The 14,438-nt window shown below is 51.7% G+C and carries 17 protein-coding genes; 3 read left to right on the top strand and 14 right to left on the bottom strand.

Annotated features, from left to right (window positions below; all coding sequences use genetic code 11):
- Positions 1 to 128 precede the first annotated feature (128 nt).
- Positions 129 to 968 (top strand): hypothetical protein, encoded by an 840-nt coding sequence (locus AC55FS_RS01930; RefSeq protein WP_496934377.1) that lies wholly within the window; start codon positions 129 to 131, stop codon positions 966 to 968.
- A 60-nt stretch (positions 969 to 1,028) separates the two neighbouring features.
- Positions 1,029 to 1,874 carry a crotonase/enoyl-CoA hydratase family protein gene (locus tag AC55FS_RS01925; protein WP_496934376.1) on the top strand — a complete coding sequence of 282 codons (846 nt, stop codon included), beginning with the start codon at positions 1,029 to 1,031 and terminating at the stop codon, positions 1,872 to 1,874.
- A gap of 37 nt (positions 1,875 to 1,911) precedes the next feature.
- On the opposite strand, the gene AC55FS_RS01920 is transcribed toward AC55FS_RS01925, so the two are convergent.
- Entirely contained in the window at positions 1,912 to 2,487 is a 576-nt protein-coding gene (locus tag AC55FS_RS01920; protein ID WP_496934375.1) for an outer membrane beta-barrel protein, read from the bottom strand.
- 139 nt (positions 2,488 to 2,626) lie between these two features.
- Here AC55FS_RS01920 and AC55FS_RS01915 point away from each other — a divergent pair, with 139 nt between their 5' ends.
- Positions 2,627 to 3,562, top strand: coding sequence for an exopolyphosphatase (locus AC55FS_RS01915; protein ID WP_496934374.1), 936 nt, complete (start codon positions 2,627 to 2,629; stop codon positions 3,560 to 3,562).
- Positions 3,563 to 3,564: 2 nt separating this feature from the next.
- On the opposite strand, the gene AC55FS_RS01910 is transcribed toward AC55FS_RS01915, so the two are convergent.
- The 13 genes from AC55FS_RS01910 to rsmG form a co-directional block, all read right to left on the bottom strand.
- A complete protein-coding gene (locus tag AC55FS_RS01910; protein WP_496934373.1) occupies positions 3,565 to 4,377 on the bottom strand; it encodes a MipA/OmpV family protein in 813 nt (270 codons plus the stop codon).
- A 139-nt stretch (positions 4,378 to 4,516) separates the two neighbouring features.
- The gene (locus AC55FS_RS01905; protein WP_496934372.1) at positions 4,517 to 4,945 is read right to left on the bottom strand and encodes a F0F1 ATP synthase subunit epsilon; all 429 of its coding nucleotides are present in this window, start codon (positions 4,943 to 4,945) and stop codon (positions 4,517 to 4,519) included.
- Positions 4,946 to 4,998: 53 nt separating this feature from the next.
- Entirely contained in the window at positions 4,999 to 6,393 is a 1,395-nt protein-coding gene (gene atpD, locus AC55FS_RS01900) for a F0F1 ATP synthase subunit beta (RefSeq protein WP_496934371.1), read from the bottom strand.
- A 37-nt stretch (positions 6,394 to 6,430) separates the two neighbouring features.
- Complete coding sequence (gene atpG / locus AC55FS_RS01895; protein ID WP_496934370.1) at positions 6,431 to 7,291, bottom strand: F0F1 ATP synthase subunit gamma; 861 nt, start codon at positions 7,289 to 7,291, stop codon at positions 6,431 to 6,433.
- A 65-nt stretch (positions 7,292 to 7,356) separates the two neighbouring features.
- Positions 7,357 to 8,895, bottom strand: coding sequence for a F0F1 ATP synthase subunit alpha (atpA, locus tag AC55FS_RS01890; RefSeq protein ID WP_496934369.1), 1,539 nt, complete (start codon positions 8,893 to 8,895; stop codon positions 7,357 to 7,359).
- Positions 8,896 to 8,910: 15 nt separating this feature from the next.
- Positions 8,911 to 9,447: a F0F1 ATP synthase subunit delta gene (locus AC55FS_RS01885; RefSeq protein WP_496934368.1), complete on the bottom strand. Its 537-nt coding sequence runs from the start codon at positions 9,445 to 9,447 to the stop codon at positions 8,911 to 8,913.
- An 11-nt stretch (positions 9,448 to 9,458) separates the two neighbouring features.
- The gene (locus AC55FS_RS01880) at positions 9,459 to 9,929 is read right to left on the bottom strand and encodes a F0F1 ATP synthase subunit B (RefSeq protein ID WP_496934367.1); all 471 of its coding nucleotides are present in this window, start codon (positions 9,927 to 9,929) and stop codon (positions 9,459 to 9,461) included.
- 51 nt (positions 9,930 to 9,980) lie between these two features.
- A complete protein-coding gene (gene atpE, locus AC55FS_RS01875; protein ID WP_015488783.1) occupies positions 9,981 to 10,208 on the bottom strand; it encodes a F0F1 ATP synthase subunit C in 228 nt (75 codons plus the stop codon).
- Between the two features lie 51 nt (positions 10,209 to 10,259).
- A complete protein-coding gene (gene atpB, locus AC55FS_RS01870; RefSeq protein ID WP_496934366.1) occupies positions 10,260 to 11,177 on the bottom strand; it encodes a F0F1 ATP synthase subunit A in 918 nt (305 codons plus the stop codon).
- 23 nt (positions 11,178 to 11,200) lie between these two features.
- Positions 11,201 to 11,569 (bottom strand): ATP synthase subunit I, encoded by a 369-nt coding sequence (locus AC55FS_RS01865; RefSeq protein WP_496934365.1) that lies wholly within the window; start codon positions 11,567 to 11,569, stop codon positions 11,201 to 11,203.
- A 276-nt stretch (positions 11,570 to 11,845) separates the two neighbouring features.
- Positions 11,846 to 12,760, bottom strand: coding sequence for a ParB/RepB/Spo0J family partition protein (locus AC55FS_RS01860; RefSeq protein WP_496934364.1), 915 nt, complete (start codon positions 12,758 to 12,760; stop codon positions 11,846 to 11,848).
- A 30-nt stretch (positions 12,761 to 12,790) separates the two neighbouring features.
- A complete protein-coding gene (locus AC55FS_RS01855) occupies positions 12,791 to 13,579 on the bottom strand; it encodes a ParA family protein (RefSeq protein WP_496934363.1) in 789 nt (262 codons plus the stop codon).
- A 38-nt stretch (positions 13,580 to 13,617) separates the two neighbouring features.
- Complete coding sequence (gene rsmG, locus AC55FS_RS01850) at positions 13,618 to 14,259, bottom strand: 16S rRNA (guanine(527)-N(7))-methyltransferase RsmG (protein ID WP_496934362.1); 642 nt, start codon at positions 14,257 to 14,259, stop codon at positions 13,618 to 13,620.
- Positions 14,260 to 14,438: the final 179 nt, after the last annotated feature.

Here is a 14,438-nt window from a genome sequence, read left to right as displayed (position 1 = left end):
CAGTGTAACTGAACTGAACATGAATACACGCGTTCCAAAAATGGCATAAAGCGTTTACCCACGGTGGTTTTGCAACAGTGTTGGATCCGTTAGCCTTAGGCAAGATTCAACCTGTGAAGGAACACACAATGACTTATGGAAAACTTTCTTACTCTTTGTTGATTGGCTTGGCACTTAGCGGTTGTGCCCAACAGCAAATTGGGCCTCAAGCCAGCTTTGACAGCGGCAACGATAGCAATGCTCCATTGCAAGTGTCGGCCTCATTTTTGCCTGTTTTGTGCAGTGATCAGATTGGCTACCTGGCGTTTACTATGCACAACCCCAGCAATGAGTTTTATACCTTAAACCAGGCCGAGCTGAAGTTTGATCTCGATCATGACAACCAGTACCGAGTATTAGCCGGAAAAGAACTGCTGGCCTGGGCCGATGCCCAAACCAATCTCTCCCTGCGCAATGAACATAACACCAACTTGGCGCGACTCGCGGCCGTCAGTGTGGCAAGACTCATCGCAGAGAGCAGTGACGATAAGACCACCAGGGCCCTTGCCACCGGAGTCGCAGCAGTGACCGCAGCGACGACACTAGACGAGTCTGCCCAGCTGGCGTCTATACCGCCCGGTACTAGTTCCAATCATCTTTACGAAGATCAACTGCTGGTTCCACCGGGTATGAGCCGCACTTTCTGGGTCGCCTTACAAGCACTGCCTGAGGCCCCCTTGCTGCATAAGGTGAGTGTTAGCTACCAAGATAACCAGCAGCAAACTCAGCAGTTCAGCGCCAAGATTAATGACTGGCAAAGCTGCTCATGGCAGCAACAGCGCATAGCCAACTTAAGACAGTGGGGTGTGTCGGAAGGGCTGGTCACCGTGCGCCGAAGCGCTAGTGGATCTAACCAGTATTTGTCCCATAATTTGCTCCAGTTAGAGCGGCAATATCAACAGCAACATGAGCTGGCCAGCGATTATTAAACATTGACCCTATAGCGGCGCCTCCGTATCTTGACAGTGTCAACATTCAAGGAGTCGCCCATGTCCGACTATCAGTGCTTTAGCGTTGAACTGCAGGATCACATTGCTCACCTGATCCTTTCCCGCCCCGATCAACTCAACAGTATGAATCAAGCATTCTGGCAGGAACTGCCGCTGTGCTTACGTGAGATAGAGGCTAGCGGTGATGCCCGTGTGGTGGTGATTTCATCCACAGGTAAACACTTCTCAGCAGGCATGGATTTGGCAGTGTTTAGTGACCCTAAGGCAGTCCCCATGACGGGCGACCCGGGTCGTATGGCCGAGAATCTAAGACGAGTGGTGCTGCAACTGCAGGACTCCCTCAGCAGCTTGGAACAGGTGCGTTTGCCAGTATTGGTCGCCATTCAAGGCGGCTGCATAGGCGGCGCCTTGGATATGGTGTGTGCCGCTGACTGTCGCTACGCCACCGAAGATGCCTATTTCACCATTAAAGAAACCGAACTGGGCATGACTGCCGATGTCGGTACCCTGCAACGTTTACCCAAGTTAATTGCGCCAGGCGTGGTGCGAGAGCTGGCCTATACCGGGCGTAAGTTCGGTGCGCAAGAGGCGCAGCAATTAGGGTTAGTGAACCAAGTGTTTGCCGATCAGCAAAGCATGCTGGCGGAAGTCATGAACATAGCCGCGCAGATTGCCACCAATTCACCGCTGGCAGTGACAGGCTGCAAAGAGATGCTGAATTACAGCCGTGACCACAGTGTTGAAGACAGCCTCAAATACATGGCCACCTGGCAAGCCGGCATGTTCCGCCCCACGGATATGATGAAAAGCTTTCAGGCCAAAGCGGGTAAGTCGGAGCCTGAGTACGATGCGTTGTTTGCGATAAAGCCGCTTTTCGAATCGTAAAAGGGATAAGCCCAGCCTGACCGGCTGGGCTACAACATTAGAAACGAACGTTCGCACCTACCATCAATTGCGTCATGGCTGTGGTGACGTCAATCTCCTCGTCACTGCCGATAACCTCTATGCTCTGCCAACCGATCGCTTTAATTTGCAGGCCAGCCTCTAAATCAAAATGATCAGTGACCTCAAACAAAGCACCACCCGACAAGTTCAAGGCAATACCATTGAGGTCATCGCCATCAGCGAACGCATACCCAGTGTCTTCCCAAGTGTATAAGCCTAAACCGATGCCCAAGTAGGGTTTAACCCTGCTCTCGCCGAATGGAAACTTGGCATCAAAGTCGATACCGCTGAACTCGTGCTCTATATCGGCATCGTCTACCTCAGCATCAATGCCGGTAAAGCTCAACTGCAGGCGATTACCGGCTTGGGTGACATAGCCAATTTTCAACGCCACCGTACCGGTATCAATATCCTGAGTAAGCGTCGAAGACGACACGTCAAATTCGTTTTCACCGCTGCCGGCCGCCAGATCCAAGCCAACATATAGATCAGCATGAGCTGCCATAGGAAGAGCAGCAGAGAGTGTAAAGGCCAAAGTGGCCAAGCGTTTCATCAAGACAGTTCCTTAGTCTTAGTACTTTTATTAGGCTGCCAATTAACGGCAGTTGCCAGGCGCGCATTCAACCACACAGCCCCGCAAGATGAAACAGATCGTCTACTCTGAGAGATGAATCGAAATCGGAGATAACACCGTGAGCGAAGGATCATTCCGTCTAGTAACCCGTAGCGATTTTGACGGCTTGGTATGTGCCGTGCTGTTTAAAGAGCTGGGTATGATCAACGACATTCTGTTCGTTCACCCGAAGGACATGCAGGATGGCAAAATAGAAATCGGTGCCAACGACATCACCACCAACCTGCCTTATGTAGCAGGCTGTCATTTATGCTTTGATCACCATGCATCCGAGCTCAGCCGCCGTGGAGATCAGCGTCCTGATAATCACATTATCTTCGAAGACGCTCCGTCCGCAGCTCGAGTGGTTTATGACTATTACGGTGGCCAAGCGCGCTTCCCCGATATCAGCGACGACATGATGGAAGCTGTGGATAAAGCGGATTCAGCCCAGTTCACTCAGCAAGAAATCTTGCATCCACAAGGCTGGGTGTTGCTGAACTACTTGATGGACTCCCGCACCGGCTTGGGGCGCTTTCGTGAATTTCGCATTAGCAACTATCAGCTGATGATGCAGCTGATCGACTACTGCCGCGATCACAGCATTGAGGAAATTCTGCAGCTGCCGGATGTGAAAGAGCGAGTTGAGCTGTACAACGAGCAGCGGCCGCTATTTGAGGATCAAATCCACCAATGTTCCAGCGTCTATGGCAATCTGGTAGTGCTTGATTTACGCCAGCAAGAAACTATTTATGCCGGAAATCGTTTTATGATTTATGCGTTATTCCCCGAGCAAAATATTTCCATTCATGTGCTGTGGGGGCTGAAGCAGCAAAACACCGTGTTTGCCATTGGAGGGTCTATCGTAAACCGCAGCCACAAAACCCATATTGGTGAGCTGTGCTTATCCTATGGCGGTGGCGGCCATAAAAATGCAGGGACCTGCCAAGTAGACAACGACAAAGCAGAAACCGTGCTGCAGGAGTTGATTAATAAAATCACCAGCGATGGCTGAGTTTAAAAATACCAGCCAGCGCCGGCAAAATATTGCTGTACCAAACCGCCATGGGTCAGTGGGCTATCGCTCACTGAGTGGTCGTACTGATAATGACGCAACCCGATAAACATTCCGACATTTGTATCATCAAAGCGGTAGCTAGCAATTAATTCAAGCTCTAGCGACCAACCAGCATCAGCGTGATAGGTTTGCTGTTGCGATTGACTCAACTCGTTTTGCTCAAGGCCAAAATAATAATTATTAAGCCCCGCACTTTGTCGCTGAAGTCCGGCCACACTCAATAAGATAACGGGAGCAGAAAGGCCGATATCTAACTCATCGCGTCGGTACAGTAATAACTCAGTCTCGCTGCTGTTGTGACGTTGACTGATATCCTGTAACCAGGCAAAACGCGCAAACCAGCCATTGGTAAAACGTCGACCTAGCTGTAAACCCACTTCAAATGCGGCTTTGCGTTCTTGTAAGTGGTAGCGGCTTAACACGTCACTATTGTCAATCTGCTGCTGAGATAAGGCGTTGTGGCTGCGTAAATTACCAACGGCTGAGGCAAACCAAGTGCCATCTCGATAGAAGTTATGGCCAAAGCGATTGGCCTCGATGAATACCGGGCCGTAACCGCCAAACACCAACAGTGCTGGGGTTGTTTGCGCCGGCACATCACGAAACACACTAATGCGATGATTTGCGGCTAATGACCATAAACCGTAAGCGGGCTCTGTCACTGAGGCGATAGCATCATCGGCGCGCACAGAGCTACTCAACAACGACATTATCTGAGTAGCAATCAATAAAGATGTTCTCACGCTAATCATGCGCTGCTCCGTTGTGCGGAAAGAATTGTGCTTCGCAATCTAGCAATAAATACATCGCGGTGGCTGCAGTGATTTCCATATGTCAGACAATAAAAAACCCGCACTGTTTTCACAGGGCGGGTTTTTAACTGCAGCAAACTTAACGCTTGCCGAGTTTTTCGCGGATCTGCTGAATGGTACGCAGTTGCGCTGCCGCTTCGGCCAGCTGAGTCAATGCACGCGAATAATCGAAATCCGCGCCCTGATTCGCCAGAGCCTGCTCGGCATGCTTCTTCGCTTCCAGAGCTGCCGCTTCATCCAGGTTATCTGCCCGTACCGCAGTGTCGGCCAATACCGTAACGATATGTGGCTGAACTTCCAGGTAACCACCGGAGAGATACACGATCTCTTCGCTGCCACCTTGCTTAACGATACGGATCGGACCTGGCTTCAACGGTGTCAGCAGGGGAGTATGGCCGGGTTCGATACCCAAATCACCTAACTCACCAGTGGCAACCACACGCTCAACCAAGCCTGAAAACAGGCTTTCTTCCGCGCTGACAATATCGCAGTGGACTGTCATTGCCATAGTCGATTCCTCTGTTGCGGTGCGGTCAGCGCAGCGGCGCTGACCTCAACCAGTTACAGCTTTTCCGCTTTCTCGATGGCTTCGTCGATGGTGCCACACATGTAGAACGCCTGCTCAGGCAGTGCGTCGTAGTCACCGTTCAGAATGCCTTGGAAACCACGAATGGTTTCTTTCAGAGAAACGTACTTACCAGGCGCACCGGTAAATACCTCGGCCACGTGGAATGGCTGAGACAGGAAACGCTCGATCTTACGGGCACGGGCTACCAGCTGCTTGTCTTCGTCAGACAGCTCGTCCATACCCAGAATCGCGATGATGTCTTTCAGCTCTTTATAGCGCTGCAGAACACCCTGCACACCACGAGCACAATCATAGTGTTCGTTACCGATCACCAGAGGATCCAGCTGACGAGAAGTAGAGTCCAGTGGGTCAATCGCTGGGTAAATACCCTTAGCAGCGATGTCACGAGACAGTACAACGGTGGAGTCCAAGTGAGCGAAGGTGGTCGCTGGCGATGGGTCAGTCAAGTCATCCGCAGGTACGTATACCGCCTGGATCGAGGTGATCGAACCAGTTTTAGTTGAGGTAATACGCTCTTGCAGAACACCCATTTCTTCAGCCAGAGTTGGCTGATAACCTACCGCTGAAGGCATACGACCCAACAGTGCAGAAACCTCGGTTCCCGCCAGGGTGTAACGGTAAATGTTGTCAACGAACAACAGTACGTCTTTACCTTCGTCACGGAACTTCTCAGCCATGGTCAGACCGGTCAGAGCCACACGCAGACGGTTGCCTGGGGGTTCGTTCATCTGGCCGTAAACCATCGCTACTTTAGAGTTAGGCTTGTTTTCCAGGTCAACAACACCGGATTCCGCCATCTCATAGTAGAAGTCGTTACCTTCACGAGTACGCTCACCAACACCCGCGAATACAGACAAACCTGAGTGTGCCTTAGCGATGTTGTTGATCAGCTCCATCATGTTTACGGTTTTACCAACACCGGCACCACCGAACAGACCAACCTTACCACCCTTAGCGAATGGGCAGATCAGGTCGATTACTTTAATACCAGTTTCCAGCAGCTCAGTGCTGTTGGCTTGCTCGTCAAAGCTTGGCGCCAGACGGTGAATAGAAGCACGCTCCTGCTCACCAATGTCACCACACTCGTCGATAGGACGACCCAGTACATCCATGATACGACCGAGGGTTTCAACGCCCACAGGTACCTGGATAGGTGCATTAGTGTTAGTAACAGGCAGGCCACGCTTCAGGCCTTCTGTCGAGCCCATCGCAATGGTACGAACCACGCCGTCGCCCAGCTGTTGCTGAACTTCAAGAGTCGTTTCAGTACCATCCACGGTCAGGGCGTCGTAGACCTTAGGTACGTTGTCGCGTGGAAATTCCACGTCGATCACGGCACCGATGATCTGTACGATACGTCCGCTCATATACGGTTCCTCTTAACCTAAATACTTTGCTGCCGGGCTATACCGCCGCGGCACCGCCAACGATTTCAGAAATTTCCTGAGTAATAGCTGCCTGACGTGCTTTGTTGTACAGCAAGTTCAACTCATTAATCATGCTGCCCGCATTATCGGTGGCGTTTTTCATTGCCAGCATACGTGCAGCCTGTTCACAGGCATTGTTTTCTACGACACCCTGATACACCTGTGACTCGATGTAGCGCAGCAACAGGCCATCAAGAATGCTGGCTGCGTCAGGCTCGTACAGATAATCCCAGGAATGCTTTCTGTCGTCGCTTTCGTCTGCCTCTAGTGGCAGCAGTTGTATGGTTTGTGGTTGCTGAGTCATGGTGTTGACGAATTGATTGTGCATGATAAACAAGCGATCAATCTTGCCTTCGTCGTACGCATCCAGCATAACCTTGACCGAGCCAATCAGGCTGGCCAGTTCCGGCGCATCGCCCAAGTGGGTAGCAGACGCCAGCACATTTCCACCAAAGCTAGAGAAGAACAGGTTGGCTTTTGCACCCACGGCGCAATAGTCAACATCAACCCCTTGGTCTTTCCACGCTTTGCTTTGTTGTGCCAGGCGCTTGAACAAGTTGTTGTTCAAACCACCACACAGGCCACGGTCGGAAGATACCACGATAAAACCAACGCGTTTGATTTCGCGTTCTTCCAGATATCGGTGACGATACTCGCTGTTGGCGATAGCAAGGTGGCTGGCTACCTGACGGATCTTATCCGCATAAGGCCGGCTTTCTTGCATGCGCAGCTGAGCACGACGCATCTTACTTACAGCAACTTTTTCCATTGCTGAAGTAATTTTCTGCGTGCTTTGTACGCTCGATATCTGCTCTTTAATCTCTTTTCCGACTGCCATAATTAAGCTGCCTTCAGTTGAGTTAAGCCAGCTGGCGGCTCTTTACAGAGACGCCAGCGCCGGACTTACCAAGCCTGAGTGCTTTTGAACTTCTCAATACACTCTTTCAGGCCAGCGGCGATATCATCATTGAAGTCACCTTTTTCGTTGATCTTCGCCATCAATGCAGCGTATTCGCTGTTGGCGTAGCTCAACAAGGCGGCTTCGAATGCCTGAATCTTGTCCACTTCAACGTCTTTCAGGAAGCCTTCGTTGGCAGCAAAAATCGACAGACCCATTTCGGCAGTCGACATCGGTGCGTACTGACCTTGCTTCATCAGCTCGGTGACCGCACGGCCATGTTCCAGCTGGGCACGAGTCGCATCATCCAGATCCGATGCAAACTGAGCAAAGGCTGCCAGCTCACGATACTGAGCCAGTGCCAGACGGATACCACCGCCCAGTTTCTTAATGATCTTGGTTTGTGCTGCACCACCTACACGAGAAACCGAAATACCGGCGTTCATCGCTGGACGTACGCCAGAGTTGAACAGGTTGGTTTCCAGGAAGATCTGACCATCGGTGATCGAGATCACGTTGGTTGGTACGAACGCAGATACGTCACCACCCTGAGTTTCAATGATCGGCAGAGCCGTCAAAGAACCCGTTTTGCCTTCTACGCCGCTCACTTGTTTCACATAGTCTGGGTTAACGCGACATGCACGCTCCAGCAGACGTGAGTGCAAGTAGAAAACGTCACCAGGGTAAGCTTCACGACCTGGAGGACGCTTCAACAGCAGCGAGATCTGACGGTATGCCCAAGCTTGCTTGGTCAAATCGTCATAAACGATCAGTGCATCTTCACCACGGTCGAGGAAGTATTCACCCATCGCACAGCCACCGTAAGGGGCCAGGAACTGCATTGCTGCAGGATCCGCTGCACCGGCAGCAACGATGATGGTGTGTTCCAGAGCGCCGTGCTCTTCCAGCTTGCGTACTACGTTAGCAATCGAAGATTGCTTCTGGCCGATAGCCACGTAGATACACTTAACGCCAGTGCCTTTCTGGTTGATGATGGCATCGATAGCCATCGCCGACTTACCAGTCTGACGGTCACCAATGATCAGCTCACGCTGACCACGGCCAATTGGCACCATGGAGTCAACCGCTTTATAACCCGTCTGCAGTGGCTGATCGACGCCCTGACGAGCGATAACGCCCGGTGCAACGCGCTCAACAGGAGCAGTGGTGTCAGTGTTGATTGGGCCTTTACCGTCAATTGGGTTACCCAGAGCATCAACCACGCGGCCCAGCAGAGCTTCGCCTGTTGGTACTTCCAGGATACGGCTAGTACATTTAGCAGTTTGACCTTCAGCCAGACCTTTGTAGTCACCCAGGACTACGGCGCCAACAGAGTCGCGCTCCAGGTTCATGGCCAGGCCGTATACACCGCCTTCAAATTCAATCATCTCACCGTACATAGCGTCGGCAAGACCATGGATACGAACGATACCGTCGGAAACAGATACGACGGTGCCCTCGTTCTGGGCTTGTGAAGTCACATCGAGACTTTCGATGCGTTTTTTGATGACTTCACTGATCTCGGATGGATTCAGTTGCTGCATGCATCGTCCCTCAAACTAGGATTTCATCGCTTCGGCTAATTTTGACAATTTACCTGTGACCGAGCCGTCGATTACCAGGTCGCCTGCACGAATAACGGCGCCACCGATGAGAGACTCATCGACTTCGCTGGTTAAACGTACGTCGCGGTTCAGCCTGGCTTTCAAAGCCTGCGCCAGTTTATCGGCCTGTTCGCTGCTCAGTTCGTGTGCAGAAGTCACGACCACATCGACCGTGTTTTGCAGTTGAGCTTTCAGCTCTTCGAACAGGGCGGCGATTTCAGGCAACAGCGGCAAGCGCTTGTTTTCGGCCAGAACGGCTACCAGGTTTTTGGCTGTGTCATTCAGTTTGTCGCCACATACGTCAATCAACGTCTGTGCTTGCTGAGCAGAGGTCAGAGAAGGATGCACCAGCACTTTTGCCATATCGGCATCGGCAGCAAAGGCTGCCAAAGTGGCCAGGTCAGAAGACCAGGCGTCCAGTACATTTTTCTCTTGTGCTTCAGCAAACACAGCTTTGGCGTATGGCCGAGCGAGAGTTGTTAATTCAGCCATGGCAACCTCGCTTACAGTTCGTCAGCAAGTTTATCCAACAGCTCAGAATGAGCAGCAGGATCAACTGACTTACCGAGAATCTTGGCTGCGCCGGCAACGGCCAGCTCAGATACCTGCTTACGCAGTTGTTCTTTAGCGCGGTTCACCTCTTGCTCAACCTCAGCTTGAGCAGCAGCTACCAAACGCTCACCTTCAGCACGTGCGGCGTCTTTCGCCTCATCGATGATCTGGTTTGCGCGCTTGCCAGCTTGTTCGATGATTTCAGCAGCTTGTTCTTTGCTTTCACGTAACTGGTCTGCTGCTCGTTTTTGAGCCAGCTCCAGGTCACGCTCTGCGCGGTTAGCCGCGTCCAGACCATCGGCGATTTTCTTTGCACGCTCTTGCATGGCACCCAACAAGTGAGGCCATACAAACTTCATGCAGAACCACACGAAGATAGCAAAGGTGATGATCTGGCCGATTAGAGTCGCGTTAATGTTCACGCCAGAGTCCTCATGTTCGTAAGTTAAGGAAGTTCGTTAATCAATGAACCCTTAGGCAGCGAACATCAGGTACAGACCCAGACCAACACCGATCATTGGTACGGCGTCCAACAGACCAGCGATCAGGAACATTTTACCTTGCAACATTGGACCCAGCTCAGGCTGACGAGCAGTACCTTCCAGCAGACGACCACCCAGCAAACCGAAACCAATTGCAGTACCCAGAGCACCCAGACCGATCATCAGAGCCGCTGCCAGGAATACCAGACCTTGTTCCATAATTTTCTCCAAATAGAGTAAGTTAGTTAAAGTGAGTTAAGGGTTAAAAAATTAATGATCTTCGTGCGCCATGCTCAGATACACGATGGTCAACATCATGAAAATGAACGCTTGCAGTGTGATCACCAGAATGTGGAAAACTGCCCAAGCCCATTGCAATACACCGCCCAACAGACCCATGAATGCACCGGCAGAGAACATCAACGCGATAAGGATGAAGATCATCTCACCGGCGTACATGTTGCCGAACAGTCGCAGACCCAAAGAGATCGGCTTAGCGATCAATGCAACAGATTCGAGGAAGAAGTTAACTGGAATAAACAGCGCCTGCACCACAGGGTTTTTCGCATTAAACGGGTGCAAGGTCAGTTCACCAACAAAACCTCCGATACCCTTGATCTTGATCGAATAGAAGATCATCAGGGCAAATACAAACAGCGCCATACCCAGGGTGACGTTTACGTCGGTAGACGGCACGACTTTCATATAATGCACACCGAACAAGCCAAAGATGGTCGGCAATACGTCAACTGGAATTAAGTCCATGAAGTTCATCATGAAGACCCAGGTAAAGATGGTCAGAGATAGCGGTGCTACCAGTGAACTTTTACCGTGGAACGATTCTTTAACTGTGTTGTCGATAAACTCAACAACGAGTTCAACGAAGTTCTGCATACCCGTTGGCACACCGGTGCTGGCTTTTTTTGCCGCACGCCAGAACAGGAACATAATCATGGCACCCAGGCCAATCGACCAGCCAAGTGAGTCGACATGAACGGCGCTGAAGCCCATATCCGCCGCTTCTTGTTTGTTATGCGCCAGGGTCCAGGTGGCTTCCGTCAGTTCACAGTTAGTGACGGTTTCACCCGCGTCGTTGGTGCAAGTCTCACGCACATAACCTGCCGGCAATTTGCCGTAGGTAAGGTTGGTGAGGTGGTGCGAGATATACTCTTGGGAGTTACCAGCCATTGTTCACTCTCAATTCCAAAGGTTTATAAATTCGCTATCTTGGCTGAGGCTAAAGCCCCCAGCTGCACTGTTATGAAGCCCACAAACAGTGCCAGAACATTCAGTGGCTCAACACGCTGGAAGATGACGCCAAAACACAGCGCGGTGAGCACAAATTTCCAGGATTCGCCCTGGTAGAACGACTGCACAATACGTACAGATGACCGCGCACCACTGTACCTGAATGCGCTCCATATAAAATACGCATTGGGTAGAGCGCAGGTCAGACCACCCAGTAAGGCGGATTTTGCCGCCACGCCACTGTGTAGCCACGCCATCAGCGCAACCAGAATCGTGAGCACAAGCTGAAAAAGCACGATCCGGTAGACCGGAGGTCGTGGTATGCCGGGCATCCAGAGCCTCGCTGATTGGCCAATTTCTTGCAACAGCCTATTTTTCAGGCGCCGTGATTATATTGACTCGCCCTTGCAGCATCAACAGAAACCGAAGGTTGTATCAGGCTAATTGACTGTATTTTGATGATGTGGGCCATTCACATTGTGAATGGCCAAATATAACGATACGAAATGTTAACGCGGATCTTCATAATAGGCACAATGCCTTATTAATCAGCGTATTATCCCGTATGGAGCAACAAGGTCGAGAGCCACTGCGGTTCATGCCCGACCTTATTTGATGTGGGCCAAAATCCCTTCTAATTCGTCCACGCTGCCGTAGTTAATGACCAGCTTGCCCTTGCCTTTATTGCCATGCTGAATTGCGACGTTAGCGCCCAACTTATCCCCTAACACCTGCTCTAAACGCTTGATGTCTGGGTCCGCCGCCGCTTTTTTAGCCGCTGCAGCGGGTTGTTGCAGCTGCCGCACCAGCGCTTCGGTCTGGCGTACATTCAGGGCTTTGGCCACCACCTGAGCCGCCGCTTCGCTTTGCTGACCGCCTTCCAGTGCTAACAAAGCACGCGCATGACCCATGTCGATATCGCCGTGCTCGAGCAAACGCTTAACATCCTCATTGAGGTTGGTCAGGCGCAGCAAATTGGCCACAGTCGCGCGGTTTTTACCCACGGCTTCGGCCACTTCTAACTGAGTCAGCTCAAATTCTTGCTGCAACCGCTGCAACGCATTGGCTTCTTCCATCGGGTTGAGATCTTCACGCTGAATGTTTTCAATCAGCGCCATGGCGATGGTGGTTTCGTCTGACACCAAACGAATCAGCGCCGGAATGGTGTCCAGGCCCGCCAGCTGACAGGCACGCCAGCGCCGCTCACCTGCAATCAATTCAAATTGCTCGCTCTGACCGCTCAAAGGCCGTACGACCACAGGCTGCATCAGCCCTTGGGATTTGATCGACGCTGCTAGCTCTTCTAACGCTTCTGGCTGCATATCGCGCCGCGGCTGATATTGGCCCGGCTGAATCCACTCTACCGGTAAACGACGTAAGCTACCGTCTTGCAGTTTTTCTTCGCTGTGCAGTTGCGGGGCTGCAGCTACTTGTTCAGCGCTGATGGTTGTTTCAACGGCGGCTTTGCTGCCCGCCATCAAGGCATCCAGGCCTCGTCCTAATCCACGTTTTTTCTTAACCATGAGTGTTCTTAGTGTTGTCGTCAGTACTCACTAGAGTGAGGCATCTGCGGGAACTTTTTCACTGCGGCGATTAAGCTCACCCGCCAGCGCCAGATACGCCACGGCTCCGCGCGACGTTTTATCGTAAATCAATGCCGGTACACCATGACTCGGTGCCTCGGCCAAACGTACATTGCGCGGGATGACGGTACTGTAAACACGATCGCCAAAGTGCTCGATCAGCTGGTTGGAGACATCCACCGTCAGACTGTTACGCGGGTCGTACATGGTACGCAGCAGACCTTCGATCTGCAGTGCCGGATTCGCCGATGCTTTTAATGACTCTATGGTCTGCATCAACGCACTGAGACCTTCCAGGGCATAGTATTCACACTGCATCGGAATCATCACGCCATGGGCTGCCACCAGCGCATTCAACGTCAGCATATTCAGGGATGGCGGACAGTCGATAATGATGAAGTCATAGTCCGGACGCACCTCTGCCAGCGCTTCGCGCAAACGGCTTTCACGTCGGCTCATATCCATCAGCTCAACTTCGGCAGCGGTCAGATCGGCATTGGCCGGTAACACATCAAAGCCGGCCTCTTGCGAGCGCTGAATAGCCGCCGCGGTGCGACACTTGCCAGTCAACACGTCATACAAAGACAAGGCCAGATCATGTTTGTCGATGCCGGCACCCATAGTGGCATTGCCCTGTGGGTCCATATCAACCAGTAAGGCACGACGTTTGGTCGCCGCCAGCGAGGCACTCAGGTTCACCGCCGTCGTGGTTTTACCAACACCGCCTTTTTGGTTCGCTATCGCCAGTATCTTATTCATACTGTCCGTCCTGTTGTTATCGGGCTCAGTCAGCTGCATCACTCGCCCACCTGTGCCGATCGTAATTGCAACAGATGACGTTCCGCATCCACACCCGGAATCCGTATGGCATGGGATTGCACGACTTCAAAGCGATTCTCAAGCTCGGCAATCTCCTGATCTGGATATTGCCCTTTCATGGCCAAGAAGTAACCCTTCGGTGCACATAAATGCTGGCACCAATGTGTCATATCGTACAAAGAAGCAAATGCCCTGCTAACGATCATATCGAACGGCTGCTCAGGTTTATAGGCCTCAACACGCTGGTTCACAATGCTGACCCGCTGCAGCTTAAGACTGGTTTTAGCCTGAAACAGAAAGCGTGTTTTTTTGCCGTTGCTGTCCATCAGGGTGAAATCTTTCTCTGGGTTCATGATCGCTAGCACTATGCCAGGCAGACCCGGCCCAGTGCCGACGTCAGCAATATGCTGAGCATCACCCAGATACGAGTGCACCGCCAAGCTGTCTAGTAGGTGCAAGGCCACCATATCAGAGGGCTCGCGAATGGCGGTTAGGTTGTAGGCTTTGTTCCATTTCAGCAGCAAATTAAGGTATTCCATCAGCTGCTGTTGTTGGAAGTCTGTTAATTCAATATTGAGTGCCCGTGCTCCATCGCACAGTTGCCGAGTTAAGGCGTCCATCAGGACTCGCTTCCACCAGTATAAAAGCGGCCATACTACCACAGCGCTGCCGATGGATACGTGCTGCAGCACGCTCAACTGACGATTGCGCATCATTATTCAATGTGACTGACTCCACCACACGCAACCAGCTGTTGGCAAATTCAGCCGCGTTATTGTCAACATGACGTAGGGGTTAT

Source organism: Bacterioplanes sp. CLAM21, from assembly GCF_059641015.1.
The sequence above is the reverse complement of the archived record's forward strand: the minus strand, read 5'-3'. Positions and strand labels throughout refer to the sequence as shown.